General features: G+C 56.1%; 22 protein-coding genes. 14 read left to right on the top strand and 8 right to left on the bottom strand.

What is annotated here, in order from left to right; translation table 11 throughout:
• Positions 1–943 precede the first annotated feature (943 nt).
• The gene (dnaA, locus tag AC0YNU_RS27630; RefSeq protein WP_475762312.1) at positions 944–2,344 is read right to left on the bottom strand and encodes a chromosomal replication initiator protein DnaA; all 1,401 of its coding nucleotides are present in this window, start codon (positions 2,342–2,344) and stop codon (positions 944–946) included.
• Positions 2,345–2,415: 71 nt separating this feature from the next.
• Positions 2,416–2,826, bottom strand: coding sequence for a helix-turn-helix domain-containing protein (locus AC0YNU_RS27625; RefSeq protein ID WP_475762310.1), 411 nt, complete (start codon positions 2,824–2,826; stop codon positions 2,416–2,418).
• Positions 2,827–2,987: 161 nt separating this feature from the next.
• On the opposite strand from AC0YNU_RS27625, the gene AC0YNU_RS27620 reads away from it, so the two are divergent.
• The 7 genes from AC0YNU_RS27620 to AC0YNU_RS27590 all read left to right on the top strand — a co-directional run bounded on the left by AC0YNU_RS27620 (position 2,988) and on the right by AC0YNU_RS27590 (position 9,862).
• Positions 2,988–4,154, top strand: coding sequence for a hypothetical protein (locus AC0YNU_RS27620; RefSeq protein ID WP_475762308.1), 1,167 nt, complete (start codon positions 2,988–2,990; stop codon positions 4,152–4,154).
• Positions 4,155–4,199: 45 nt separating this feature from the next.
• Positions 4,200–4,802: a hypothetical protein gene (locus tag AC0YNU_RS27615; protein WP_475762306.1), complete on the top strand. Its 603-nt coding sequence runs from the start codon at positions 4,200–4,202 to the stop codon at positions 4,800–4,802.
• Positions 4,803–4,806: 4 nt separating this feature from the next.
• Positions 4,807–6,084, top strand: a complete 1,278-nt coding sequence (locus AC0YNU_RS27610; RefSeq protein ID WP_475762304.1) for an ankyrin repeat domain-containing protein — start codon at positions 4,807–4,809, stop codon at positions 6,082–6,084.
• Positions 6,085–6,354: 270 nt separating this feature from the next.
• Positions 6,355–7,293, top strand: a complete 939-nt coding sequence (locus tag AC0YNU_RS27605) for an aminoglycoside phosphotransferase family protein (protein ID WP_475762302.1) — start codon at positions 6,355–6,357, stop codon at positions 7,291–7,293.
• A gap of 33 nt (positions 7,294–7,326) precedes the next feature.
• On the top strand, positions 7,327–7,791 hold the full coding sequence (locus AC0YNU_RS27600; RefSeq protein WP_475762300.1) for a GNAT family N-acetyltransferase: 465 nt from the start codon (positions 7,327–7,329) through the stop codon (positions 7,789–7,791).
• 129 nt (positions 7,792–7,920) lie between these two features.
• Complete coding sequence (locus AC0YNU_RS27595; protein ID WP_475762298.1) at positions 7,921–9,000, top strand: mandelate racemase/muconate lactonizing enzyme family protein; 1,080 nt, start codon at positions 7,921–7,923, stop codon at positions 8,998–9,000.
• Between the two features lie 130 nt (positions 9,001–9,130).
• Positions 9,131–9,862 carry a suppressor of fused domain protein gene (locus AC0YNU_RS27590; protein WP_475762296.1) on the top strand — a complete coding sequence of 244 codons (732 nt, stop codon included), beginning with the start codon at positions 9,131–9,133 and terminating at the stop codon, positions 9,860–9,862.
• A gap of 106 nt (positions 9,863–9,968) precedes the next feature.
• Here AC0YNU_RS27590 and AC0YNU_RS27585 read toward each other — a convergent pair whose 3' ends face one another.
• From AC0YNU_RS27585 to AC0YNU_RS27575, 3 genes are all read right to left on the bottom strand, one after another.
• A complete protein-coding gene (locus AC0YNU_RS27585) occupies positions 9,969–10,664 on the bottom strand; it encodes a ThuA domain-containing protein (RefSeq protein WP_475762295.1) in 696 nt (231 codons plus the stop codon).
• Between the two features lie 12 nt (positions 10,665–10,676).
• Complete coding sequence (locus AC0YNU_RS27580; protein WP_475762293.1) at positions 10,677–11,402, bottom strand: SDR family NAD(P)-dependent oxidoreductase; 726 nt, start codon at positions 11,400–11,402, stop codon at positions 10,677–10,679.
• Positions 11,403–11,566: 164 nt separating this feature from the next.
• Complete coding sequence (locus tag AC0YNU_RS27575) at positions 11,567–13,285, bottom strand: methyl-accepting chemotaxis protein (RefSeq protein ID WP_475762291.1); 1,719 nt, start codon at positions 13,283–13,285, stop codon at positions 11,567–11,569.
• Between the two features lie 257 nt (positions 13,286–13,542).
• On the opposite strand from AC0YNU_RS27575, the gene AC0YNU_RS27570 reads away from it, so the two are divergent.
• The 3 genes from AC0YNU_RS27570 (at position 13,543) to AC0YNU_RS27560 (ending at position 15,419) form a co-directional block, all read left to right on the top strand.
• Positions 13,543–14,334 carry a phytanoyl-CoA dioxygenase family protein gene (locus AC0YNU_RS27570; protein WP_475762289.1) on the top strand — a complete coding sequence of 264 codons (792 nt, stop codon included), beginning with the start codon at positions 13,543–13,545 and terminating at the stop codon, positions 14,332–14,334.
• A 203-nt stretch (positions 14,335–14,537) separates the two neighbouring features.
• The gene (locus AC0YNU_RS27565) at positions 14,538–14,945 is read left to right on the top strand and encodes a DUF2500 domain-containing protein (RefSeq protein ID WP_475762287.1); all 408 of its coding nucleotides are present in this window, start codon (positions 14,538–14,540) and stop codon (positions 14,943–14,945) included.
• A gap of 33 nt (positions 14,946–14,978) precedes the next feature.
• A complete protein-coding gene (locus tag AC0YNU_RS27560) occupies positions 14,979–15,419 on the top strand; it encodes a GNAT family N-acetyltransferase (protein WP_475762285.1) in 441 nt (146 codons plus the stop codon).
• Positions 15,420–15,514: 95 nt separating this feature from the next.
• Here the strand turns inward: AC0YNU_RS27560 and AC0YNU_RS27555 are convergent, their stop codons facing one another.
• Positions 15,515–16,075 (bottom strand): GNAT family N-acetyltransferase, encoded by a 561-nt coding sequence (locus AC0YNU_RS27555; RefSeq protein WP_475762283.1) that lies wholly within the window; start codon positions 16,073–16,075, stop codon positions 15,515–15,517.
• Between the two features lie 230 nt (positions 16,076–16,305).
• Here AC0YNU_RS27555 and AC0YNU_RS27550 point away from each other — a divergent pair, with 230 nt between their 5' ends.
• Positions 16,306–16,788: a GNAT family N-acetyltransferase gene (locus AC0YNU_RS27550; protein WP_475762281.1), complete on the top strand. Its 483-nt coding sequence runs from the start codon at positions 16,306–16,308 to the stop codon at positions 16,786–16,788.
• Positions 16,789–16,915: 127 nt separating this feature from the next.
• Here the strand turns inward: AC0YNU_RS27550 and AC0YNU_RS27545 are convergent, their stop codons facing one another.
• Positions 16,916–17,815 carry an alpha/beta fold hydrolase gene (locus AC0YNU_RS27545; RefSeq protein WP_475762279.1) on the bottom strand — a complete coding sequence of 300 codons (900 nt, stop codon included), beginning with the start codon at positions 17,813–17,815 and terminating at the stop codon, positions 16,916–16,918.
• Positions 17,816–18,250: 435 nt separating this feature from the next.
• On the opposite strand from AC0YNU_RS27545, the gene AC0YNU_RS27540 reads away from it, so the two are divergent.
• Entirely contained in the window at positions 18,251–19,582 is a 1,332-nt protein-coding gene (locus tag AC0YNU_RS27540; protein WP_475762277.1) for an ArsB/NhaD family transporter, read from the top strand.
• Positions 19,583–19,808: 226 nt separating this feature from the next.
• Here AC0YNU_RS27540 and AC0YNU_RS27535 read toward each other — a convergent pair whose 3' ends face one another.
• Positions 19,809–20,039, bottom strand: a complete 231-nt coding sequence (locus tag AC0YNU_RS27535; RefSeq protein ID WP_475762275.1) for an H-type small acid-soluble spore protein — start codon at positions 20,037–20,039, stop codon at positions 19,809–19,811.
• 241 nt (positions 20,040–20,280) lie between these two features.
• On the opposite strand from AC0YNU_RS27535, the gene glpK reads away from it, so the two are divergent.
• Together glpK and AC0YNU_RS27525 are read left to right on the top strand one after the other, a co-directional pair.
• The gene (gene glpK, locus AC0YNU_RS27530; RefSeq protein ID WP_475762273.1) at positions 20,281–21,768 is read left to right on the top strand and encodes a glycerol kinase GlpK; all 1,488 of its coding nucleotides are present in this window, start codon (positions 20,281–20,283) and stop codon (positions 21,766–21,768) included.
• Between the two features lie 134 nt (positions 21,769–21,902).
• Positions 21,903–23,591 carry a glycerol-3-phosphate dehydrogenase/oxidase gene (locus tag AC0YNU_RS27525; RefSeq protein ID WP_475762271.1) on the top strand — a complete coding sequence of 563 codons (1,689 nt, stop codon included), beginning with the start codon at positions 21,903–21,905 and terminating at the stop codon, positions 23,589–23,591.
• The last annotated feature ends 53 nt before the right edge of the window (positions 23,592–23,644 follow it).

Below are 23,644 nucleotides of genomic sequence, written 5' to 3'. Positions count from 1 at the left end.
CTTTTTAAACTCTTCGTTGAATCTTTTCCGTTGTTCACCCATGTGAACACCTCCTGTTGAAGTTATTATTCACTTTCTCTTAAGAGGTGTCCACTTTCTATTCTAGGCCCAGATAGGCGGAAAGCTGCAAATTAGCAGCTTTTAGGAGCTTGCTAAGGCCTAGAAGGTCGGAAAAGCTGCTGATCAGCAGCTTTCGGGACCTGCTAAGGCCGAAACGGTTGGAAAAGCTGCGAAATGGCAGCTTTCGGTACCTGCCAAGGTCGAAACGGTTGGAAAAGCTGCAGAATGACAGCTTTTGGAGCTAGTCGGGACCAAAACGGCCGGAAAAGCTGCATATTGGCAGTTTTCGGGGAACGCCGAGGCCGAAGAGGCTGGAAAAGCTGCTGATCAGCAGCTTTGAGAGCATATCAGGGCCAAAATGGTTGGAAAAGCTGCGAAATGACAGCTTTCGGAGCTAATCGGGAGCGAAACGGCCGGAAAAGCTGCATATTGGCAGCTTTCGGTACATGCCAAGGTCGAAACGGTTGGAAAAGCTGCAGAATGACAGCTTTTGGAGCTAGTCGGGACCAAAACGGCCGGAAAAGCTGCATATTAGCAGCTTTCGGGGAAGCGCCGAGGCCGAAGAGGCTGGAAAAGCTGCTGATTAGCAGCTTTTGGAGCAAATCAGGGCCAAAACCGTTGGAAAAGCTGCGAAATGGCAGCTTTCGGACCTCGCCAGGAGCGAAACGGCCGGAAAAGCTGCCGATTAGCAGCTTTTGAAGCTCGTGGCAGCTTCGGAGCTCGCCAGGAGTGAAAAGTCCGAAAAAGCTGCATATTGGCAGCTGTTGAAGCTCGTCTGGGCCGAAAAGCCCGGAAAAGCTGCATATTAGCAGCTTTCCCGGCCCATTCGCACCGGACCGCTCGGCAGCCTGCAGTACACGTATGCAGCAGCCTCCCCCCAGCCTCAAGCAAGCTCGGCATTGATCTTCTCCGTCAACGAAGCTACCACGCCGATCAGGTCCTGGTCCTGCTTAATGGTTTTCATGATTTTCTTGTGCGCATGGATGATTGTCGTATGGTCGCGTCCTCCGAAGGCTTCGCCGATTTGCGGAAGCGAATGGTCGGTGAGCTCCCTTGCGAGATACATGGCCACCTGCCGCGGGAAGGCGATCGCTTTCGTTCGTTTGCGCCCTTGCAGATCATCGGAATGCAGGCCATAGCATTGTGCGACGCAGCGTTGAATGACGGGAATGGTAACGGCACGGGGGGAGTCGGAGGGAATGATATTTTTTAACGCTTCCGCGGCATATTGAACGCTATAATCCTGATTAATGAGCGAGGAATAAGCGACGACCCGGATGAGCGCGCCTTCCAGCTCGCGAACGTTGGTCCGAATATGGCTGGCGATGTAGGCCATCACTTCGTCGGGAATATCGAGCTTCTCCGCCTTCGATTTCTTGCGTAAGATGGCAATTCGCGTCTCGAGGTCCGGAGGCTGAATATCCGTAATAAGTCCCCATTCAAAACGGGAACGCAGCCGATCCTCGAGCGTCGGTATCTCTTTGGGCTTGCGGTCACTGGAGATGATAATGGCTTTGCTTGCTTCTTGAAGGGTGTTAAACGTGTGAAAAAACTCCTCTTGGGTCTGTTCCTTGCCGGCGATAAATTGAATGTCGTCAATCAGCAAGACATCAATATTGCGGTATTTATTTCGGAAGGCTTGTCCCCGGTTAGTCATGATCGCTTGTATAAATTCATTGGTAAACTTCTCTGACGTCAAATAGAGCACCTTGGCATTCGGTTTATGTTCCAAGACATAGTGCCCGATCGCATGCATGAGATGGGTCTTGCCTAAGCCAACCCCGCCGTATAGAAAAAGGGGGTTATACGCCTTGCCCGGCGATTCCGCAACGGCAACCGCGGCGGCATGCGCAAACCGATTGCCTGCTCCCACGACGAACGTATCGAAGGTATACTTCCGATTCAGCGTCATTCCCGAAGCTTGTTCGTAATCGATCGGCAATGGCTCTGACGCCGGCGATGTCATTAACGATGGCAACGGAGATGAAGATTGCGATGACCCTGCGGCTGCCTGGGCTTGCGCGGTCTCTTTCTCCACGGTTATGGTGACTTCGACATGACGATGGAAACAATCGTATACGGTAGATTGAATCAATTTGACATAACGGTTCTCTAACCATTCCTGCGCGAATTGGGTGGGTGCGCTTACGACTAGCTGCGCGTCATTAAAGACGACTGCTTTGGATGCGTACAGCCAAGTGTCAAAGCTCGGCTTGCTTATTTTTGCTTTCATCTGATCCAATACCTGCTGCCATAATGCTTCGATCGGAACCGCCACTTTCATTCAACTCCTTCGGATCATGCTCTTCAGGGAACCGACATTCGAATGAAATGCACATCTGCGATCAAGGTGGATTAACTGCTCACTTCGGCGTCCGTTTTTTTGCGAATCGATTCAACCGTATAGTTAAAGGCCTCTGCTGCCCTGTAAGTATCGAGCGCTTTGGAGAGACGGCCGACATGCTGGCTGAACGCGTGCGGCTGCTCGGCGTTCTTGACCATCGATCTTGCGATATGAAGCAGATCCTCTCGGGCTGCATTCACGGCACGGCTGTGCTCCTTCTCAATTAATTGTACTGCCATATGGGTGTAAATGGCGGAAAATTCTTTATCCTCGATATGCTGCTCTCTGGCGGCCAGGTCGCTCTCGCTGATATCCCAATCCCCGGAATCGTTCTTCACGGCCGCCAGCCGGCCATCGTTGATCATGTTCAGGATCGTTTTATAGTGAACGCCAAGCAATATTGATGCTTCCTTTGCATTCAATAGCCTCGCCCCTTATCCTTATTTATCTTTATACTAAATGGCAGATAGGGATATGTAAAGGAAGGGCACGCTAGAAAATCGATTGCGTCTATGAAATGGAAAATGCAACCTTCTGCCCCGCCGGCGAGTCTATAACAAAAACCTCACAGGAGGTCATCGTTATGCCGAGTTTACCGATTCGTATGATTGTTCTCTTATCTCTGGCAATTGCGCTGCTTTCGGGCTGCAAGGAGGGGCGGCCGACGAGCGAGACGCAGTCAACCGTTCATCATGTGCAAGAAACGCAAGCGCGCCCCCAGCCGGATGTCGCTTTACGCTGGAAAGTCGAGGATACCAAGTGGGTGACAATGACGCCGCCGCTTCCATCCGATACGGTCAGTCAGCCGATGTTTCCGGATACGGATGGCGCGCGGATCGGACAATTACTGGCGTGGCTCGAAGCGGCAGTTCCCGATCCAAAATCCGATCTATCCGAGCCGATGAGGAGCAATGCCCTGCATATCGCCATGAAGAACGGCGGGATGATCGACGTTACTCCTGCCTGGAGATGCAGCGATACGAGCGAATCTACCGGGAGCCAGTCAATGACATGCAATGCGGTCCAAGATGAAGTCTATCTAACGATGAAGCAATCGGACGACAATCCAGAAACCGAGCATTACGTTGCTCATTCCTCGTCGTTGTATGCGTTTCTTGACTCGAAGTATAAGGAATGGATGCCGGAGCGAGCCTTTCTCGTCTATCCGCAGACCATTATTGCAGGTGAACCCTTTACCGTCTCGGGCAATGGTTGGGTCGATGGGAGCGTAACGGTGGAGCTCCAGCAGAACAACCAGAAGATCTGGTCCAAGGAAGAAACCACAGATCACGGCGTATTCACGGTAACGGAGGTCATCCCGGACTCGTTAGACATTCCTGCAAAAGACGTTCAGTTGACGATTAGTGGTGCTGCCGGCGGTTCTCGGGGGGTCTCCGTGCAAATCAAGAGCGGTAAGCATCCGTCGTCGGAAGAGCCGGCACAGCTTCTTGGTACCTCCGCTTCCTGCGACAAGCCGCCTGGCGAGTTCCAATGGGCTGGGCGGAACTACGCGTTGACGGCCCAGAAGACGACGCGCGAGCCGGGCATGAAATATGGCTTCGCGATGTGCGAGAAAGGACGATTTTCGATCGGGGACGGGGGACCGGGAACGCTGATCGTTTACAGCGACGGGGATCCGAGGCAGAGCAGCGATCTGATTTTTATCGGCAAATGGGGCGCTGCGTTGTACGCGATTTCCGCTGAAGAGCAGCAGCGCATAGGTGAACGTAAACTTTCCGAGAATAAGTAGGTAATAATAGAAGTAGGCCATGATAGTAGAGAAGGGAGGCTTACCTTGAAGAAAACGCTGTTCGTGACGGTTGAACCGCCCTATACGCTTAATTTTCTCGTCTATCTTCAAAATACCTTTTTAAATCATCATCATACGGACGCCAGGGGAAACAAATTCCCTTTCACGAGTTGGAATGACGGGTTTCTCGCGTATTCGGCTTTCACGAATGCCTTCAAAGAGCTGTGGGACGAAGCCGTCGTTAAGATCAATGAAAACCAACTCCATGATCTTCGCATGTTCCATCATCATGAGGCGAAGGTGTATGAGCGATTGTTTCAGCCTGGCCAATCCGGACGATCGGCGTATCAAGCGTTGTACGATTCGTTCCATGCTTGGTGGGAGAGCTTTGCCGGGAGGTTCGCCCTTGAGGGCTCTATTAGTAACGACGATCATAACGAGGTGTATTCCCGTCTGAAGCAATTCCTTACGGATACGAATACGGAACCGAAACAGACGTTGAAGATCCACTTGGTTTACGATGATTGTCGTCTGGGAGGGCTGGAGAATTTGCCTTATTACGCAGTGGCTACCGTCAGGGAATTTCGTATTCGCCCGGACCGGGAGAAGTTAATAGCGAAACTTAAAACGTGCATAGGAGGAGGATGAAGACATGGTCGAGCAGCAGGTCATTGAACAATTCAAACAGGCGGTAATGAGCAAGGATGCGATCGCGACTAGCCGATGCCTGGACGAGAATCCCACGCTGGCCAAACAAATCAACGAGCCGTGGTTCGCCTTCGATACGCCAGCGATCGTCGCCGCGGCAGCCAACGGAAACCGAGAAGTGGTGGATGTATTGCTTGCGAACGGCGCCGATTTGCATGCGACAAGCAGCTGGTGGGCCGGTGGCTTCGGCGTGCTGCATCATGACCACCAGGAGCTTTCCCGATATTTGATCGAACGGGGAGCGCCCGTCGATATCCATGCGGCTGCGGCGTTAGGTATGCTGGACACCGTGAAAGCGATGATCGAGAGCAACTCCGATGCCGTCAATCAGCGAGGACCCGACGGGCAGGTGCCGCTTCACTTTGCCACGGATCCTGCAATCATCGATTGGCTGCTCGTTCACGGCGCCGATATCGATCGGCGCGACATCGATCATGGCAGCACGCCGGCGCAGTGGGCGATCGACAATGCGGCGAAGTGCAGGTATCTGATTGCGCGCGGCGCGGCGACGGATATTTTTATGGCGATTCAGCTCGGAGATGCGGAGCTGGTCCGCGCGATCCTTCGTACCGATCCCGACAGTCTTCAAGCGCAAGTCGGGCGGGGCGGTTTCACGTCCGGCGATTCGAACGGAGGACATATCTACGCGTATAAGATCGGTGCCAATACGCGGCCGTTCCAGCTTGCGGCGCGTCTTAATAATGCCGAGATTGTGGATTTGATCGCGAAGCATAGTTCGTCCGAACAGCGTCTGCTGCTTGCCTGCATGCAGGCGGACCGGGCGGCCGCGCAGGCTCTGCTCGCGCAGGATTCGAAGCTGGTGCAGTCGCTCTCGCCTGGGGATCTAAGCTTGATTGCCGATGCGGCATGGAACCATGAGCTTGGGGCCGTTCGTATGATGCTCGAAGTCGGCTTCCCTGCGGATTCCCGCCGCGAGGACAAGGATTTCACGGCGCTTCACAATGCGGCCATGCGTGGTAACGCCGAAGTGGTGCAGCTGCTGCTTGCACATGGCGCATCCACCCATGTCACTCATGGGTTCGGCGGGAACGCATTGGACAGCTGCGCGTGGGGATCGGTTCACTTTCGAGATCCGGCCGGCAATTATCCGACGGTGGCGGAGCAGCTTATTCAGGCCGGTTCTCCCTTGCCGGGCCAAGCGTCGGGCAGCGAAGAGGTAAAGGCAGTGTTGGTGCGTCATGGAGTTGGGAAAGGCACGTGAGGCTTAGGGGCATGGCAGCAGGTGGATATTAATGGAAGTAAAATGTAATGGAACTGAAATCTTAATTTCATCTTGTCTTAACAAATCTCGCCTATAATAGAACTCGACCCCCTTTTTAAAATATAAACTTTAGACCCGCAGCCCGTTGCTGCGGGTCTCTTTTTGTCTTGGGAGGATGGGTTGGCTAGCGGACGCCTATTGCTGCATTCGCTACGAGAATATAGGATTGTTCATAGAAGGAGCACGACACTCGAGGAGATGACGGAAACGATGGCGGACGCAGTAGTTGCGCAAGCGGAACGAATTGCCGGCGATTTTCTTCAGGAGCCGGTACAAGCTTCCTATCAGATTCTAGGAAAAGGCTTCGTCAATCAGGTATGCGTCGTCGAAACGAAACACCGGAAAGTCGTCGTTCGCATGAACGAGAGAAGTTCCTACCCTAGCTACGCAAAGGAAAAATGGTGCATCGAGCAAGCCGCCGCCGCCGGCATTCCCGGACCTGAGGTGTTGTCATTGGGTATCGTGGAGGACACCGCCTATATGATTCAATCGTTTGTCGACGGAGACAACGGGTTGGACAGCGCGGTTCCCGCAACCGATATTTGGAGGCGAATCGGCCAGTATGCCGCGCGCATTCATGCCATCCAAGTGAAGGGATTCGGGGAAAACCTGATCGATTCCGTTCAGGGCGAGTTTCATTCTCCTCCTCATGCAGGTTCGGACGGCAGTTGGCTGGGGTACGTGCAGTATAATATCCATAGTTTGACGGAGCAGGATCGGCTCATCGAGCTCGGCGTCATCACGCCGCAGCGATCGCGGCGCGTGCGGGAGATCTTCGAGAAGCTGAAGCAAGCAACGTTCCGCTTCGGTTTAACGCATGGCGACCTGTCCTTGAAGAATACGATTGTCGATCGGACGGGACAAGTCATCGTATTGGATTGGGGCAATGCTGAAGTAAGCGCGGTGCCGCATGGCGACGTAAACGCGGTGATTCAGTCGCAAATGCTGGACAGAAATCCGAATCCGGAGCAATTGGAAGCTTTCCTGGACGGGTACGGCATGCGCGCGGAAGACCTTGTCGAGATGAGACCTGTCATGCTGTTAAAGGCGTTCGATACCCTCAGATGGGCGATCGATCGCAGTCCGGACCGGATCGAAGCGTATGCCGCGTTCGCGAAGCAAGTGGTAGAGCTCGTGGTAATCGAATAATCTAATCCGCTTCAATTACAGGAGGATTCAGCAATGCAACTAAGAACGAATCGCTTACTTATCGAAGCTTTTACCCCGGACAACGTCGAACGGGTATCGCAATCGTATGCAGTCGGAAAACATATCGCGAACTACGTGGACAACCTTAAGAGCGATCCCGACCTGCTGGGCTGGGGCGTATGGTTCGTGTCCTTGGCCGAGAATAACCAAGTGATCGGCGACATCGGCTTTAAAGGGAAGCCTGATTATCAAGGAATGGTTGAAGTCGGATTCGGCCTCATTCCGGAGATGCATAATAAGGGAATGGCGACAGAATCGGTCGGAGCTCTTATGGAATGGGCGTTTTCTACCGGCAAAGTAAATCGGATTACGGCAGAATGTCTGATCGATAATTTACCGTCAGCCCGAGTTCTGGAGAAGCTCGGCATGAAACGAACGGGCATAACGGATGGCATGATCAACTGGGAGCTTCTAGGGCCTCCCGAACGCGTGGAATAGCCGCTATCCATGGTTCGCGCCTGTCGGAAGCGTTTCTTTTTTCTCGCGATTATTTTGCCAAGTCGGTAAATAAGATGTTCTTAGAGGGCTACGCATGGAGAAAAGAATCTGATTCGGCAGGAGGTTGCCATGAAGATTACAGCGGTGAAAACGAAGCTTATTTCAGTGCCGTTTCCGGCGCCCATTCGCGTTTCTACGTTTTCCATTGCGAATAGAGATGCCATCGTCGTGGAAATCGAGACGGATGAAGGGATTACCGGCATGGGGTACTTGCCCATCCTGGGCAGGGGCGGCGAGACGATCAAAACCTGCATGGATCGTGACATTGCCGACTTGCTTATCGGCGAAAACCCGTTATACCGAAACAAAATAGGGGAGAAGCTTTGGTGGGCGCTCAATATGATCGGCCGCAAGGGGGTTGCGATGTACGGGATATCCGCGGTGGATGTCGCGCTATGGGACTTCGCCGGGAAGCTTCAGCATGCGTCGATTCATGCCATGCTCGGGCCTTACGCGGATCGGGTCAAAGCCTATGGAAGCGCTGGATTCATGGCGTTATCGGAGGGGGAACTCGTCCAGGAAGCAGAACGGTTTGTATCTCGCGGATTTAAAGCGTTCAAGATGAAAGCGGGATTCCCGGATCTAAGAATCGACCTTAAACGGGTGGCTGCCGTTAGAAAAGCGTTGGGCGATGAGATCGACATCATGGTGGACGTGAACCAGGGGCTGGATGTTGCAACGGCCATTCAGTTCGGCAGAGAGCTGGAAAAGCTCGGCGTATACTGGTTCGAAGAACCCGTTCCCGCGGATGACATGATCGGTCATGCGGAGGTCGCCAAAGCGCTGGATATTCGGATTACGACAGGCGAGACCGAGTATTCGCGATACGCGTTTCGCGACCTGATCGACAGGAAAGCCGGAGACATTCTGATGATTAACCTCAGGGCAGGGGGAATTAGCGAAGCGGTCCGTATCGCCAACATGGCAAGCGCGCATCGCATTCCGGTGACGCCTCATCTGGCGTGGGAGCTTCAAATTCAGATCTTTGCCGCCATTCCGAACGGTGTCTACATCGAGTACATGGATTGGTACGACGATGTGTTCGAAGAGGTCCCTCAGATCGTGGACGGCATGGTTACGACCTGGAATCGCCCCGGGCATGGGTTGAAATTCCGTGAGGAAATTCTGAGGAAGTGCGTGGTCGACTAGTCATTTATGCGAGCGATAGAGACATTCGGGAATGAACCAATTATGCGCCGCAATTTCTTGTTATTCCCAACTAATGGCTCGTCCTGTATAATTTAGCTAATTCTATCTATCTAAAGGAGCCCCTATCCCCATGAGCACAGCAGAGCGATCGCCAGCCGGAAGCATGATTTATCGTCACCAGTCATCGGACCGTCCGTTTACGCCGGCAAGCGGAGATACGGCTTCCATCGACCTGATATCCGACCATATCGAGAAGCATATCGGACCGATCGAGGCGGTATTCCACGAAATGGTTTCCGATCTGATCCATCTCGATGTTCTGCTCGTCGCTCCCACGGCAGCGCGTAACTACTATACCTTGATTACGTGCGGCATGAGCAATTTACCGATGACGGTTCCCGAGGGAGCCGAGGCTTTTCGATATGCGGAACTGATGATTTGTCTTCCTGCAACGTGGAAGCTGTCCGATGAAAGCTTCAAGAACGAAGACCATTATTGGCCGGTCAGAGCCCTCAAGACGCTTGCCAGACTGCCGCACGAATACAACACTTGGCTGTATGCGGCGCATACGATTCCGAATAAGAACCCTGTCGAACCCTATGCAAGCAATACCAAGCTAACCGGCATGATGGTCACCGTTCCCTCTTCCGTCGAATCCATCAATGAGTTCTTCACGCTTACGGTCTCGCCAGGCAAGGACGTGCATTTCTTCGGCTTAATGCCGCTGTATAACGAAGAAATGAACTTCAAGCTCCAACATGGAGCGGAGGCGCTGCTGGAAAAGCTCGACAAGGCAGGCGTAACCGAAGTCGTCGATCCGAATCGCAAAAATACGTGCAAGAAACGGTTCGGCTTGTTTTAGAAAGCTCAGCCAGGCTCCGGCGGGATACGTCAGTGCCATGAAACAGAAGCAGCCTCGGACTTCTCGTCCAAGGCTGCTTCTGTTTCTATATCTATATCTAGTAAATCTATTCTATGAAGTCTGCAAGCGTTTGGTTTCCAATTGTCTGCTTGCGTCCGCTCGCCCAATGCGCGCAATTCAGAATCAGCCTCCGATAAGACGCGGGTTCGAACGATGGTGCGTGATGCCCAGGCTGCACATAAACGACGTTCCCCAGCCCATAGCTTCGTTCCCAGCCGGCGGGGTGCTGCGCGCCTTCGAATTCGTACGCCAGAAATGCCGTCCGCTCAGCTAGCGGGTCGAGCTCGAATGCATACGGCTCCTCGTCCAGCTCGAAGGCCTCGACGCCGTCCAGCAGCGGGTGACCGCCGAGCGTGACATAGCGGAGCGGCTGGTACGGCGGATGTCCGGTGAAGCGGGCGCCGATGAGCTGCGCCAGCGCGTCGTCGGCCTGCAGCGAGATGCCGTTGTGGATGACGAGCAGTCCGCCGCCTCCCGCAACGTAACGAAGCAGCCCAGCCGTCTGTTCGGGCGCCGGCTTGCGATTCCAGCAGTCCGCGTAGGAGATGCAGAGCGGATACTCGGCCTGATTCAGCCGGCTCAGTTCATCGTAATTCTCCGTCGCGGTCAATTGGAACGCGGGCTCCAGAATGGATTGCAGCGCAGCTCGGGCTGGCTCCAGCGGATGCCATGGAGCATCATTGAAATCACCCAGCAACAGGACGTTTACGGGCAGTCGGGCTTGCGGAGTTGATTCATTCATCGTCATCTCTCCTCACCAAGGCAGCTCGCTGCCGGTATCTGCTTCGATATACAGAGGCAATTCGCGAAGCTCGTCCCGCCGTTCTTCAATGCGGTTCAAGATATTCGCCGCCGCTTCTTGCGGAGTAAACGTGCCGGCGTCGTTCCAGCTGCCGCTCATCGACGTCTTGACCCAGCCGGGGTGGAGCAGCAGCACGCGTCCGCCGTCCTTGCGAATCCGGTTATGGATGATCGTCGAGCCCATGTTCAATGCGGATTTGGCCATGCAATAACCGAACCAGGCTTCGCGCCCGCTGTTGCCGATGCTGCCGGCCTCCGAGGAGATATTCACGATCAGCTTGCCGCCGTTCATGATCGGCGCAAGCAGCGCGTTCGACGTCCGAATCGCGCCGAGCGCCGTGACGTTGTACACCCGCTGCATCTCATCGAAGTCGAGGGCATCCGCGATCGTATGGCCGGTGTCCCCCAGCAGGGCGGCATTGTTGATCAGCATGTCGAGCTCGGGCGTCAGGCTGCGAATCCGCTCCGAGGCCTCCTGCACGCTGGCGTCGCTTCCGACGTCCAGCAGCAAATCGTGAAGCTGTCCCGGATACTGCTCCTTCAGCCGTTCCAGCTCGGGATTCGGGCTCAGGATGCCTCCCGCGTAAACGGTACAGCCGTCCTGCAGCAAGCCTTTGACCAATTCGAGTCCGATCCCGCGATCGGTGCCCGTAATGCAAACCTGTCTCTTCCGTGGCATAAGAAGCTTCCTCCATTTCAGGTGGTCTTTCAGAGGGATGCGGCGTACAGGCTCTATCTGCGCGTCAGCTTCATTATAGTGAAAAGCAAGCTCGATGCCTACGAAATTCGAGACGGTTAACGGACCGGTCCTTCCCTAATCGATCCCCGCTAACTTGTCCCCCGTTACACCTGGAACCGGCTGACGCCGTTATCCAGCTCGCCTGCGAGCGAGCGAAGCTGCAGCGCGGCGCTGGCGACTTCCTCCACGGAGGCAAGCTGCTCCTCCGAAGCGGCCGCCACCTGCTGCGAGTGACTGGATGCGGCTTCGGCAATGCGTTCCGATTCCTCCAGCGAAGCGGCGATCTGCTCGCTGCAGGCCGACATTTGCTGCGAAGCGGCGGATACCTCCTGCACCTGCTCCGATACTTGCTTGACCGAATCCAAAATCGCGCGGAACGACTCGCCGGTCGTACCGGCAAGCTCGGTGCCGATGCGCGCCTGTCGGGCGGACGTCGTCAAAGCGGCGCCGACCTCTTGGGCATGGGAGCCGATGGCATGGAGAATGCCGGAGATCTCCTCCGACGATACCTTGGAGCGTTCGGCCAGCTTGCGGATCTCCTGCGCGACGACGGCGAAGCCTTTGCCATGCTCGCCTGCTCTTGCCGCTTCGATGGAGGCATTCAAGGCCAGCAGGTTCGTCTGATTGGCGACGTCGGCGATGTGCGCGAGAATGTCTCCGATTCGGCCGTTGGACGCATGGAGCTCCTCCATCGTCGAAGCCGCTTGAATGACTTGATCCTCGATCGTCTGCATCTGATCCATGGTGCGGGTAATAATCCGCTCCCCGTTCTCGGCTTGCTCCGTCGTCTCCGCGGCCAAGTCCGACACGGATGACGACGATTCAGCGATACGCTGAATGCCGACGGCCATCTCGGTCATCGCCCGCAGGCATTCTTCCGTGCTCGCCAATTGCGTCTGGGAGCCTTCGGCTACATGCTGGATGGCTTGCGTGATTTCATTCGTGGCCAGCGCGGTTTGGCCGGCGGTTTCCTTCAGGCTGCCGGAGGACGACGCGACCTCGCCGGCGGTCTGCTTGATATGCAGCGTCAGAGCGCGCAGGCTGTCGATCATCTCGTTGAACGAGCTCGCTGCCTGGCCGATTTCGTTCGTGCTGAATGAGGGCATGGCGACGGTCAAGTTGCCTTGGGCCGCGATCTTCGCGGTTTGCGCGAGCAAGCGGAGCGGCTGGACGACGGTGCGGACAAGCAGCAGCACAAGCGCGATCGCGATCATGGCGATCAGCAAGCCGGCGCCGACGGCTTTGGCCAGCATGAGATTCATCTGGTCCTGCACCTTCGCATAATCGTAGTCCAGTCCGAACACGGCGACGGGCTTGCCCACGGCGTCATTGATCGGCGCCATATACGTGATCCAGGTACCGAATTCATCCTCGTACGTCGCGGACAGGACAGACTTTCCGTTAACTGCCGCGTTAAAGGCGTTCAGCAGCTCGCTGATGGCGAGGAAATCGGTGCCGGTGCTCTGGCCCGAGGCGCTGAGCGTCTCGCTGGTCAGCATATTTCGCAGGTAAGTGCCGTCTTCTTTGGGTGCGGAGACGGCGGACAGATAGTAAGCGTTGGCCATGATATCTTTATCGGTCATGCCGTCGAGCAGCCGTTTTAAGATTTGGGCTTCGTTATCCGGCGTTTCCGTTCTGGCGTCGACCGCTTGGGCCAGCGGCTCGATGAGATTCAAATTCGCCTGCGCTTGGGCGCGGAGCTTGTCGCCGAGCGCGGTAAACCGGTCGTAAGCGGCGTTCTTCTGGGCGTTGTAGAGCAGATACGACATGACGCCTATAAGAAGCAGGAATACGAGCGATAAGATCAAGGAACTGCTGAACATAAGACTTTTTCGTTTTAACCAGCGTAGCAAGAACATGCACCTCTCCAATTTAGCCAAGATTGCTTCATCATACCGGGCAGATGTTAGCAAAATGCGGGGATAAACGTTTGGATTGTATTAGACGGCAGCAACGTAAGCGAGAGGTTCGGAGTGATTTTGGCAGATCAACCGTGTTTTTTCTCTTATCGACCAAGAAGAAAGCGGTTACCTTCATGTATCTTTAAGGTATCCGATAGATGAAGGGGAATGAGACGATCATGCTGCAAGCAAACATGAAGGTTAGCGAAGAAAAAGTGGCATTTTACCGGGAAAACGGCTTCGTGCAAATCGATAATATCCTGTCGCAGGAGGAGCTCGAAGAGCTTCGGGAATACATGGACGAGACGATGAACAACAAAGGCGGACGCGGCTTGCAGACGGACCAAGACGGCGGCGCTTATTTTAAAGTGCTGAATCAGCGCGTGAACACCTGGCGGGATCACGGCGGCATGGCGCGCTTTGTGCTCGGCGAGCGTTTCGCCGACGTAGGCAAGCAGCTGACGGGCTTCGCGGGCATCCGGTTGTTCCACGACCACGCCTTGCTCAAGATGCCGGGCGATTCCAAAGTTACCCCGTGGCATCAGGACCGCCCGTATTGGCCGATGAACGAGATGAAGCCGCAGAACGCCTTCTCGATCTGGATCGCGCTCGACGATGTCGACGAGAACAACGGCTGCATGATGTTCGTCCCGAAATCCCAGAAAATCCGCAACCTGAAGAGTATCGATCTGGTGTCGCCGGATGATATTTTCGCTCAGGAAGGCGCCAAGGACCTCGACCGCAACACGGCCGCCATCTGCCGGATGAAAGCAGGCAGCGCCACGTTCCATGACGGCATGACGTTCCACTTCGCGCATGCGAACAAGACGGACAAACCGCGCCGGGCGCTCGCGATTATTTTCATGGAGGACGGCACGACCTACAGCGGAGCGAATCACGTCATCACCGACGGGCAAGGCTTGGAGAAGGGCGACGTGCTTAGCGGCGGATTAATGCCGAAGCTGGCTTAGTTTGCCGAGAAACCGGACGGTCTGCGCATAGAGGAACGACACAGCTTCATAGATGCAGGAGACGGCAGCCATGATAATGGTTGTCGTTTTTTTATGTGTAAGGTGATGGCCTTGCGCAACGTTAATGCTCCTCCCGTCGTATAAGGATATAACCTGCCGTCATGAAAATGATGGATGAAATGTCAACTTAGAGGAGAGATCGCATGAACGATTTTCCGAATGATACCGGCTTTTGGGGATTCTTTAATGAGATGCCGCTGTTTTTCAAACTGTTCGGAGGACTCGTCTTTACGATTGTCATCGGCGGTTTTCTGTATGTGATCATCCGCGGTCTGTGGGTATGGTCGTCCAATAATGCCGCAGATATGGTGACGACGGGCGCGACGGTCGTGGATAAACGGACAGAGGTATGGGGAGGTTCCGGGGATTCCAGTACGAGCACCAACTACTACGTGACCTTTGAAATGAATGATCGATCGCGCCTGGAACTGCAGGTAAAGGACAATAAATTCGGCTTGATCGTTGTCGGCGACCAAGGAGAGCTCACGTATCAAGGAACGCGCTTCAAGGAATTCCACAGATCGGGAACGCCCGTGCATGATGGAATCTGATATTTCATACTTGTGTTAGTAGGGGGTGTACCTTTGGATCATATCGTGATCAGAAAAGCAGAAATCGGTGATGTTCAGGGGCTTTCCGAATTGTTCGTTGAATTTATCGGCGAAAAGTCCAATGCCGCTGCCATGAAAAATCAGCTGGATATCCTAGCGAAGCATCCTAACTATTACGTTGCAGTTGCTTGCGACGGTAACCGGGTCATCGGTACGGCAATGGGAATCGTTTGCTATGATTTGGTCGGCCATTGCAACCCGTTCATGTTGATCGAGAACGTCGTTGTTTCCTTTGAATATCGGGGCCAGGGCGTGGGAAAGCTGCTTCTCCAAGCCCTTGAAGATTTCGGGCAAAAGAACAAATGCAGCTATACCATGCTCATGTCCTCAAGCAATCGCGAAGCCGCGCATAAGTTTTACGAATCCATCGGTTATTCGACGGATAAGAGAGGGTTCGTGAAGCGATTGGTTTGATGGTCATCGTACGACGTGCTATTAAAATCGCGCCTTATGAAGGCAGCCTTAGCACGGATTGGCTGCTCTCCGCTTGAAGACGTTCGTCCTTATCTCTAGAGCCGCTTCACCATGCGCCGATAGTCGCTGCCGCCGATGCGCAGCAGCCCGTCCTCTATGTATCCGCTGCGTGCATAAATGCCATAGGCTCGATCGTTATAGGACTCTACGATGAGCGAGGCTTGATCAAACCCAAGCTCGCGTCCCCGTTGTTCCGCTGCCGTCATTAGCGCCTTCGCGATGCCTTGGCCCCGAAATTCCTCTGCGACGGCCAGCGCGTCCAGGTAGTACTCGCCATCCCGTGCTTCCCTCACGATCTCGCGGTCGGCATCGCCGAAGTCTCGGCGCATGCGCTCCAGGAACGGCTCGTCCAACGCCTGCGCGTCATTGCCGGAGTAGGCAACGATCATGCCCGCGATTACGCCGTCCCGCTCGTCCACGATGATATGCTCGCGGCTGATCCGGTTGCCCGGCTGCTTGAAGAAATCCGTCAACCGCCGCGCCGCGTCGGCTTCGTCCGATGCGCCCGTCAGTAAGTAGGCGATCTCGCCGATCGCATCCATCAGAAGCGGAACGACCTGCGGCGCATCATCCCGTTCGGCCATCCGGGTACTCATGCTATCTACGTCCTTCCTCGTGTTCCCCATGAAGCCATTCGGCCATGGAAACCTATTGCTATTATGGCTGCATCCGCCTCTTCCAATTCTACGTCCCTTGCGCGACGAAGTCGAATCGCTTAGGCGCATGATCGAGAAACGTCGGGAATGGCGGTGTGGTCCGGATACATACAATGCATCAACGGTTCTATGATCAACTGAAGAAGGTGATGGATATGGAGCGACAAAACGTGATAGAAATACACCTGCCTTTAACCAAGGACGATAAGGAATGGCTGCAGGACTTATGGTTAAACGAGTGGGGCGGTGAAATCATGATCACCAAAGGACGGAAGTACGAGCTTCATGACTTGAATGCCGTCATTGCTTGGATGGACGGAGCGCGCGTCGGAGCTGCTTCTTATCGGTTAAGCCAGGAGGATTGCGAATTGATGAGCCTCAATGCGTCCGTGAAAGGCGCAGGGGTCGGAAGCCGATTGCTGCAGGCCGTTGAACAGGCGGCAAGGCAAGCTGGAGCCGCGCGATTATGGATGATCACGACCAACGATAACCTTGACGCGCTGCGGTTTTACCAAAGGCTCGGGTATCGAATCAAGGCCGTATATCCAGGCGCGATCGATGAGACCAGGAAGCTTAAGCCGGCCATCCCGCAGACAGGCTATTACGGCATTCCCATTCATGACGAAATCGAGCTCGAGAAGTTCATAGGATGATGGAGCTGCGGGCTTACGACACTCGTACAGCAGCCATCTCATGACCTATGACATAACATAGCTAGCAAGCGAAAAAGGGATGAAGCAGCTAAACGCTGCTCCATCCCTTTTGCTTTTTACCAGGCGCTCAGTCCCGCCCGGCCTCATACAACAGCTCGGCGATCTTGCGCGGCTCCGTATAGAATGTCGTCATATGGTCGCCGTGGCCTTTAATGAGCCGGAACAAGCCGAGGCGGCTCGACATGTGGGGGTGCCAGCCGTAGCCTTCGCCTTGCGGCAGCACGTTGTCTTCCGTCAAGTAGACGTAGCTTTTCGGCGTAGTCAGACTATAGAACTTTTTCAGATCCAACTTCTCGAAGAGCGGCCCTGCCGGCTCCGGTTTGGTCCCTGCATAGATCTTGCGGGCCAGCTCGAGGCTCGCCAAGTTGACGAACGTCTCGCGGAAGAACGGGAACGGGAGCATGAGCGTATTGTTCTTGGAGTCGGCGATGAGCTGGCTGAAGACAGGAATGCGCTCGGGAGGGAATTCTTCCGCCAAGGTACCGCCGTCCTTCACGACGAAGCCGTCGATAAAGACGATTCGCTTCAAGCGATCCGGTACGAGCTCCGCGGCTTTCTGCACGACCGAGCCGCCGAAGCTGTGGCCGACGAGCACGACGTCGTGCAAATCAAGGGCTTCGATGTCGTCCGCGACGGCTTTGGACATCATGCCGTGCGTGGCCGTCGTATTCGCGAAGTCCGCGCCGTGTCCCGGATATTCGGGCACGTAGACGGAGTGCCCCTGCTTGCGCAGCTCGGCGGCGACGCCGTCCCAGAAGCTGGCGTCGGCCCAAGAGCCGTGGACGAGCACGAACGTCAGCGGCTGTTCTTTCTTGCGAGAGGGCTCTTGGCGATGCGCGGAATTCGCGGTCCAATGCTGAGGCGGAAAGCCGTAATAGAAGGTTACGGGCGGCGGCGAATAACCGAAGGCTCTATTTTGCCCGAATGGACCGGAAGGCCCGTACGGGCTGAACATATAGGGAATCATAGGATCGTTGTTCCTTTCCTGATCGAATGATTTACTATACGCCCAGCCGCCTAGAGGTGTTACCCGGCAGCGGATACCGCGCGAATACAGTCCCGGCATTTCGATGCCGAGGGCTTACTGCCATGTCCGGACAAGGCTGCGGAACGAGGGCGATTGCCCCGCATGGCTGCGGTCAGGATAGGCGTTTGTCCGGGGCCATCAAACGTCATTCGGAGACATCTGTCTGCAAGCGGTAAGAGATGGTTTTCATAGAGTTAGGTAGAATGACCAGTACGAGCCATCTGTCACATACGTATAAATACAGTACATCCTTGCTATCGGTGGCATTCCCGCAGAAGGAAATCTATGAAAATCGCATCGCGGAGGAGCTCTTTCATTTCCGTCGGCATACAGCAAGGAACGCTCCCACTTCGAAACGGAAAGAGAGGTTGAGTCATGCATGATTTAATGGTTCTAGCGACAATCTGCGCGTTCTTGTTTACCATCGGCTTCATCTTCTGGCGTCCTCACGTGAACGAAGCGATACCGGCGACGGTCGGCGCCTGCGTCGTCATGCTGTGCGGCAGCGTCTCCCTGTCCGATCTCTGGAGCATCTCCGAGACGATCGGCGGCGCGGCCATTACCATTATCGCGACGATCGTCATGGCCATCGTGCTGGAGAGCTTCGGCTTCTTCTACTGGGCCGCCGAATTGTTGATTCGCAAAGCCCGGGGATCGGGCATCCGTCTGTTTTGGCTGACGAATTTGTTCTGCTTCCTCATGACATTGTTCGTTAACAACGACGGGAGCATTCTCATCACGACGCCGATCCTGCTGCTGCTGCTGCGGAACATGGGTCTGAAAAATCATCAGAAAATTCCTTACCTCATCTCCGGCGCGCTTGTTGCAACCGCTTCGAGCGCACCGATCGGCGTCAGCAATATCGTCAATCTGATCGCGCTCAAAATCGTGAATATGAGTCTCTATATGCAGACCGCGATGATGTTCGTTCCGGCATCGCTGGGGCTGCTCCTTATGGCGGGACTTCTGTACTTGACCTTCAGCAAAGTGCTGCCGAAGAAGCTTCCGGCTTCGGGGCAGTTCGGCATCATGCCGGGCGGACATCCGCTCAAGGACCCTTATCAGGGCGAGCACCGCGGCGCGTTCATGCGCAATGTGCTGCTCTTCGTATTCACCGTGCGGGTAAGCCTCTTCGCTGCCTCATACTTCGGGTTTCCGGTGCCGGTCATGGCCGTCATCGGATCCGCGGTGCTGCTGGCCTGGAGATGGTTCTACTTGAAGATTCCCCCAGTGGACATCCTGAAGAAAACGCCTTGGTACATCTTACTGTTCGCGTTCAGCATGTACGTAATCATCTACGGGTTGAACAACCTTGGGTTGACGGACTACTTGGTGCGGGTGCTCGAGCCGATCGTCACGGCGGGCCTGTTGAATGCAAGCGTCCTAATGGGCATCCTGCTAAGCCTGCTGTCCAATCTGTTCAACAATCATCCCGCGCTTATGGTGGGTACGTTGACGCTGACGCATATGGATCTGGATCCGCTGACGCTGAAGATCTCTTACCTTTCGAGCGTCATCGGAAGCGATATGGGGTCCCTGCTCCTGCCGATCGGCACGCTCGCCACGCTGATGTGGATGCACATCGTTCGCAAGGGCGGCGTCGCGGTCAGCTGGATGCAATATATCAAAGTCACCATCGTAGTCATTCCCGTGACGGTTATTTTCACGCTCGTGGTGCTGTCCTTATGGGTGGCATGGTTGTTCTAACGGCGTCGGCCAAGCTGTTCCGCGGTATTTCGCATCCGGTATGAAGCAGGCTCACGAGGCGGGGAAGGGGAATGGATATTACGTTTGATATCGAATTGTAACGGAACTGCAATGCCATTTTCATGTTCCTTTAATCTTCGGTCCCTATAATAAGACTCAACCCCCTATTATATAGATTGACTTCAGACCCGCAGCCCGTTGCTGCGGGTCTCTTTTTTGGTTTTCTTTACTGCTGCGACGGCGGACATATCATATGAAGGCCGTCCGATTGGAATTGGGACGGTTCGGTCAGACTACCCAGAGAGACGGTCGACTCCTCGTCCGGACGGTCAAGCGGATAAATACGGGCCGTGTCGTTCTCGTCATCGACATATTGAATATAGACCGGCACGCCGTCACAGGTCACCTCGGCCATGACGGGCGATGCCGCGATCTCTTGCGCGCGCAATTTGTTCATGCTGCAGTCTCCTTTGTCCTATTGGTATGCTTCTTCATCAATATGCCGCTATGCCGGCTTGAATTATGCATGACCAGCTTGCGAATTCGTACGCGCCCGATTGTCAAAGCGCAAGAAATTTGGCATATTGAGATTGACCGAAGCGCGCCTGCCGCAATAGCTGTCCATAAGGGGAGCGGCGGGCGGACGCATGAATGAACGGCCGCGAAAGCGGTGACTCTGTTCGTATGGAGGGGAAACCATGGACACCTACATGTTGGCGCTGGACCAGGGTACGACAAGCACGCGCGCGCTGCTCGTGGATCGGAACGGAACGATCGCGGGCATGGCGCAGCAGGAGCTGCCCTTGCAATATCCGCATTCCGGCTGGGTTGAAGCGGATGCTGCGTTTATATGGGAATCGGCGCGCGGCGTTATCCTGCAGCTGCTGCGCGAGACGGGGGTAACGCCTGCGCAAATCGCGGGTCTCGGCATTACGAACCAGCGCGAGACGACCGTGGTGTGGGACCGCGCCACGGGCGAACCCGTCTACTCGGCGATTATCTGGCAGTCGCGGCAATCGGCCGGGATCTGCGAGCGCCTGTCGGCACAGGGGCATGATGCTCTCGTCAAGGAACGGACGGGACTGCGGATCGATCCGTATTTCTCCGGCACGAAGGTGGCCTGGATTCTAGAGCATGCAGCGGGTGCGCGGGAGCGGGCCGAGGCCGGAGAGCTGCTGTTCGGCACGATCGATACATGGCTGATATGGAAGCTGACGGGCGGCGCGGCGCATATCACGGACGCGACGAACGCGTCGCGCACGCTCCTATACAATATTTACGAGCTGGCATGGGACGATGACCTGCTGGCGCTGCTCGACGTGCCCAAAGCAATGCTGCCTGAGGTGCGCTCCTCTTCGGAGGTATACGGCCAGACGGAGCCTTCGCTGCTGGACGGCCATACGATTCCGATCGCGGGCATTGCCGGCGACCAGCAGGCGGCGTTGTTCGGGCAGGCCTGCTTCGACAAGGCCAGCGTGAAGAACACGTACGGAACAGGTTGTTTCATGCTGATGAACACCGGCGAAACGCCCGTCGTTTCCAAGAACGGGCTGCTGACGACGATCGCATGGCAGGTGAACGGACGCGTCGAATACGCTCTGGAGGGCAGCGTCTTCGTGGCCGGCGCGGCGATTCAGTGGCTGCGCGACGGCCTCGGGATGATCGCCTCCGCGGCGGAGTCGGCCGCCCTTGCAGCGCCTTCCGCGGAAGGCGTGTACGTCGTGCCTGCTTTCGTCGGACTGGGCACGCCGTATTGGAACAGCGACGTCCGGGGAGCGATGTTCGGCCTGACGCGCGGCACGACCAAAGCGCATATCATCCGGGCAGTATTGGAATCGCTTGCTTACCAGACGAAGGACGTGCTGACGGTCATGGAGCAGGAATCGGGCCTCGCGCTCCGTTCCTTGTCCGTCGACGGAGGAGCTGTGGCCAACGATCCGCTCATGCAATTCCAAAGCGATATGCTAGGCGTGCCGATCGAGCGCCCGGTCGTGAACGAATCGACGGCGCTCGGCGCGGCGTTTCTAGCCGGCCTTGCCGTTGGTTACTGGAAGGACTGCAGCGAAATCGCGCGTCTGCGCAAGGTGGACCGGCTGTTCAGGCCGGCCATGGCAGAGGAGGAGCGCAGCCGGTTGTACGGCGGCTGGCTGCGAGCGGTCAAGGCGGCCATGGCATTCTCCGAATGATCTGGCTGTTACGCTTATATCATCTGCCCGTCTGATGGGTAATACAGAATCTATCGGGCCGCGGATTACCCGCGGCCATGCGCAGCATCGGCGTCTCCGGCGTACACTGAATGGGGAAAGGCAGGCGTGAAGTCATGACAACGACATTTACGAGAACGGGACGGTTCGCGGCGGAAGACCGGCCCGCTCTGTTGACGGATATGGTGAACAAGCCCTTCGACGTGCTCGTCATCGGCGGCGGCATTACGGGTGCAGGCATCGCGCTGGATGCGGTTACCCGGGGCTTGCGGACGGCGGTCGTGGATATGCAGGATTTTGCGGCAGGCACCTCGAGCCGGTCGACGAAGCTCGTCCACGGCGGACTGCGGTATTTGAAGCAATTCGAGATCGGCGTCGTGGCGGAGGTCGGAAAAGAACGGGCCATCGTTTACGAGAACGGACCGCATGTAACGACGCCGGAATGGATGCTGCTGCCGCTATACGCAGGCGGCACATTCGGCAAGCTGTCCACGAGCGTCGGCCTTCGGGTGTATGATTTCCTGGCCGGCGTCAAGCGAGGGGAGCGCCGCGTCATGCTGAACACGGAGCAGACGCTGGCGAAGGAGCCGCTGCTGAAGCGGGAAGGACTGAAGGGCGGCGGCTATTATGTCGAATACCGGACGGACGACGCGCGGCTCACGATCGAGGTCATGAAGAAGGCGGTCCAGAACGGAGCGCTTGCCATCAACTACGTCAAAGTCGAAGAGCTGCAATATGATGCGGACGGGAAGTTGACCGGCGCACTCGTCCGCGACCTTATCGGCGGAGGCGTCTATGCGGTCCACGCCGACAAAATCGTCAACGCCACCGGGCCTTGGGTCGATGAGCTGCGCGACTTGGACGGCTCCAAGCAGGGCAAGACGCTCCGCCTGACGAAGGGCGTGCATCTCGTCTTCGACGGGCGACGGTTCCCGCTGCGGCAGGCGGTCTACTTCGATACGCCGGACGGGCGGATGGTGTTCGCCATTCCGCGCGAGGGCAAAGCCTACTTCGGTACGACGGATACGAATTACGCCGGCGATACGGCGCATCCGACGCTGACGGAAGAGGATCGGAGCTACCTGCTGGAGGCGGTCAACTTCATGTTTCCAAGCCTCGCGCTGACGGCGGCGGACGTGGAATCGAGCTGGGCGGGGCTGCGCCCGCTAATTCAGCAGGAGGGCAAGTCGCCATCGGAAATTTCGCGGCGGGACGAGATCTTCGTCTCTTCCTCGGGCCTGATCTCCATTGCCGGCGGGAAGCTGACGGGTTATCGCAAAATGGCCGAGACGGTCGTGAACAAAATCGACGAGCTTCTCCGCGCGGAAGGGAAGCCTCCGCTGACCGCGAGCGGGACGAAGGCGATCGCGCTGTCCGGCGGCGACGTCGGCGGCTCGCGCAATTTCGAAGCGTTCGTCCGCACGAAGACGGGCGAGGGGCAGCGGAGCGGCTTCACCGCCGGAGAAGCCGCGTTCCTGGCGCGTCGATACGGCTCCAATGCCGCGCAGCTGTTCGGGCTCGCGGCCTCGACGAAGCCGTGGGCGCTGAAGCACGGCTTGCCGCTCGTGCTTGCCGTGGCGCTGCGGTACGCGATGGAATCGGAGATGGCGGTGAAGCCGGCCGATTTCCTCGTTCGCCGCACGGGCGGCATGTTCTTCCGCATCGCGGAGGTGCGCCGTTGGAAGGATGCCGTCGTCGCCGCGATGGCCGAGCGGCTGCGGTGGACGAAGGAGCAGCGTTCCGCTTACGCGGCCGAGCTGGAGCGGCAGCTGGCCGAGGCGGCGGGTCCGACGACGCAGGGTTGAGCGGTGGCAAATGCCGATAAGGGCATAAGAAAACCGGGAGAGGCAGCTTCTGC

It is taken from the genome of Paenibacillus sp. J31P316 (assembly GCF_056269105.1).
This window is presented reverse-complemented; position numbering and strand designations above follow the sequence as displayed.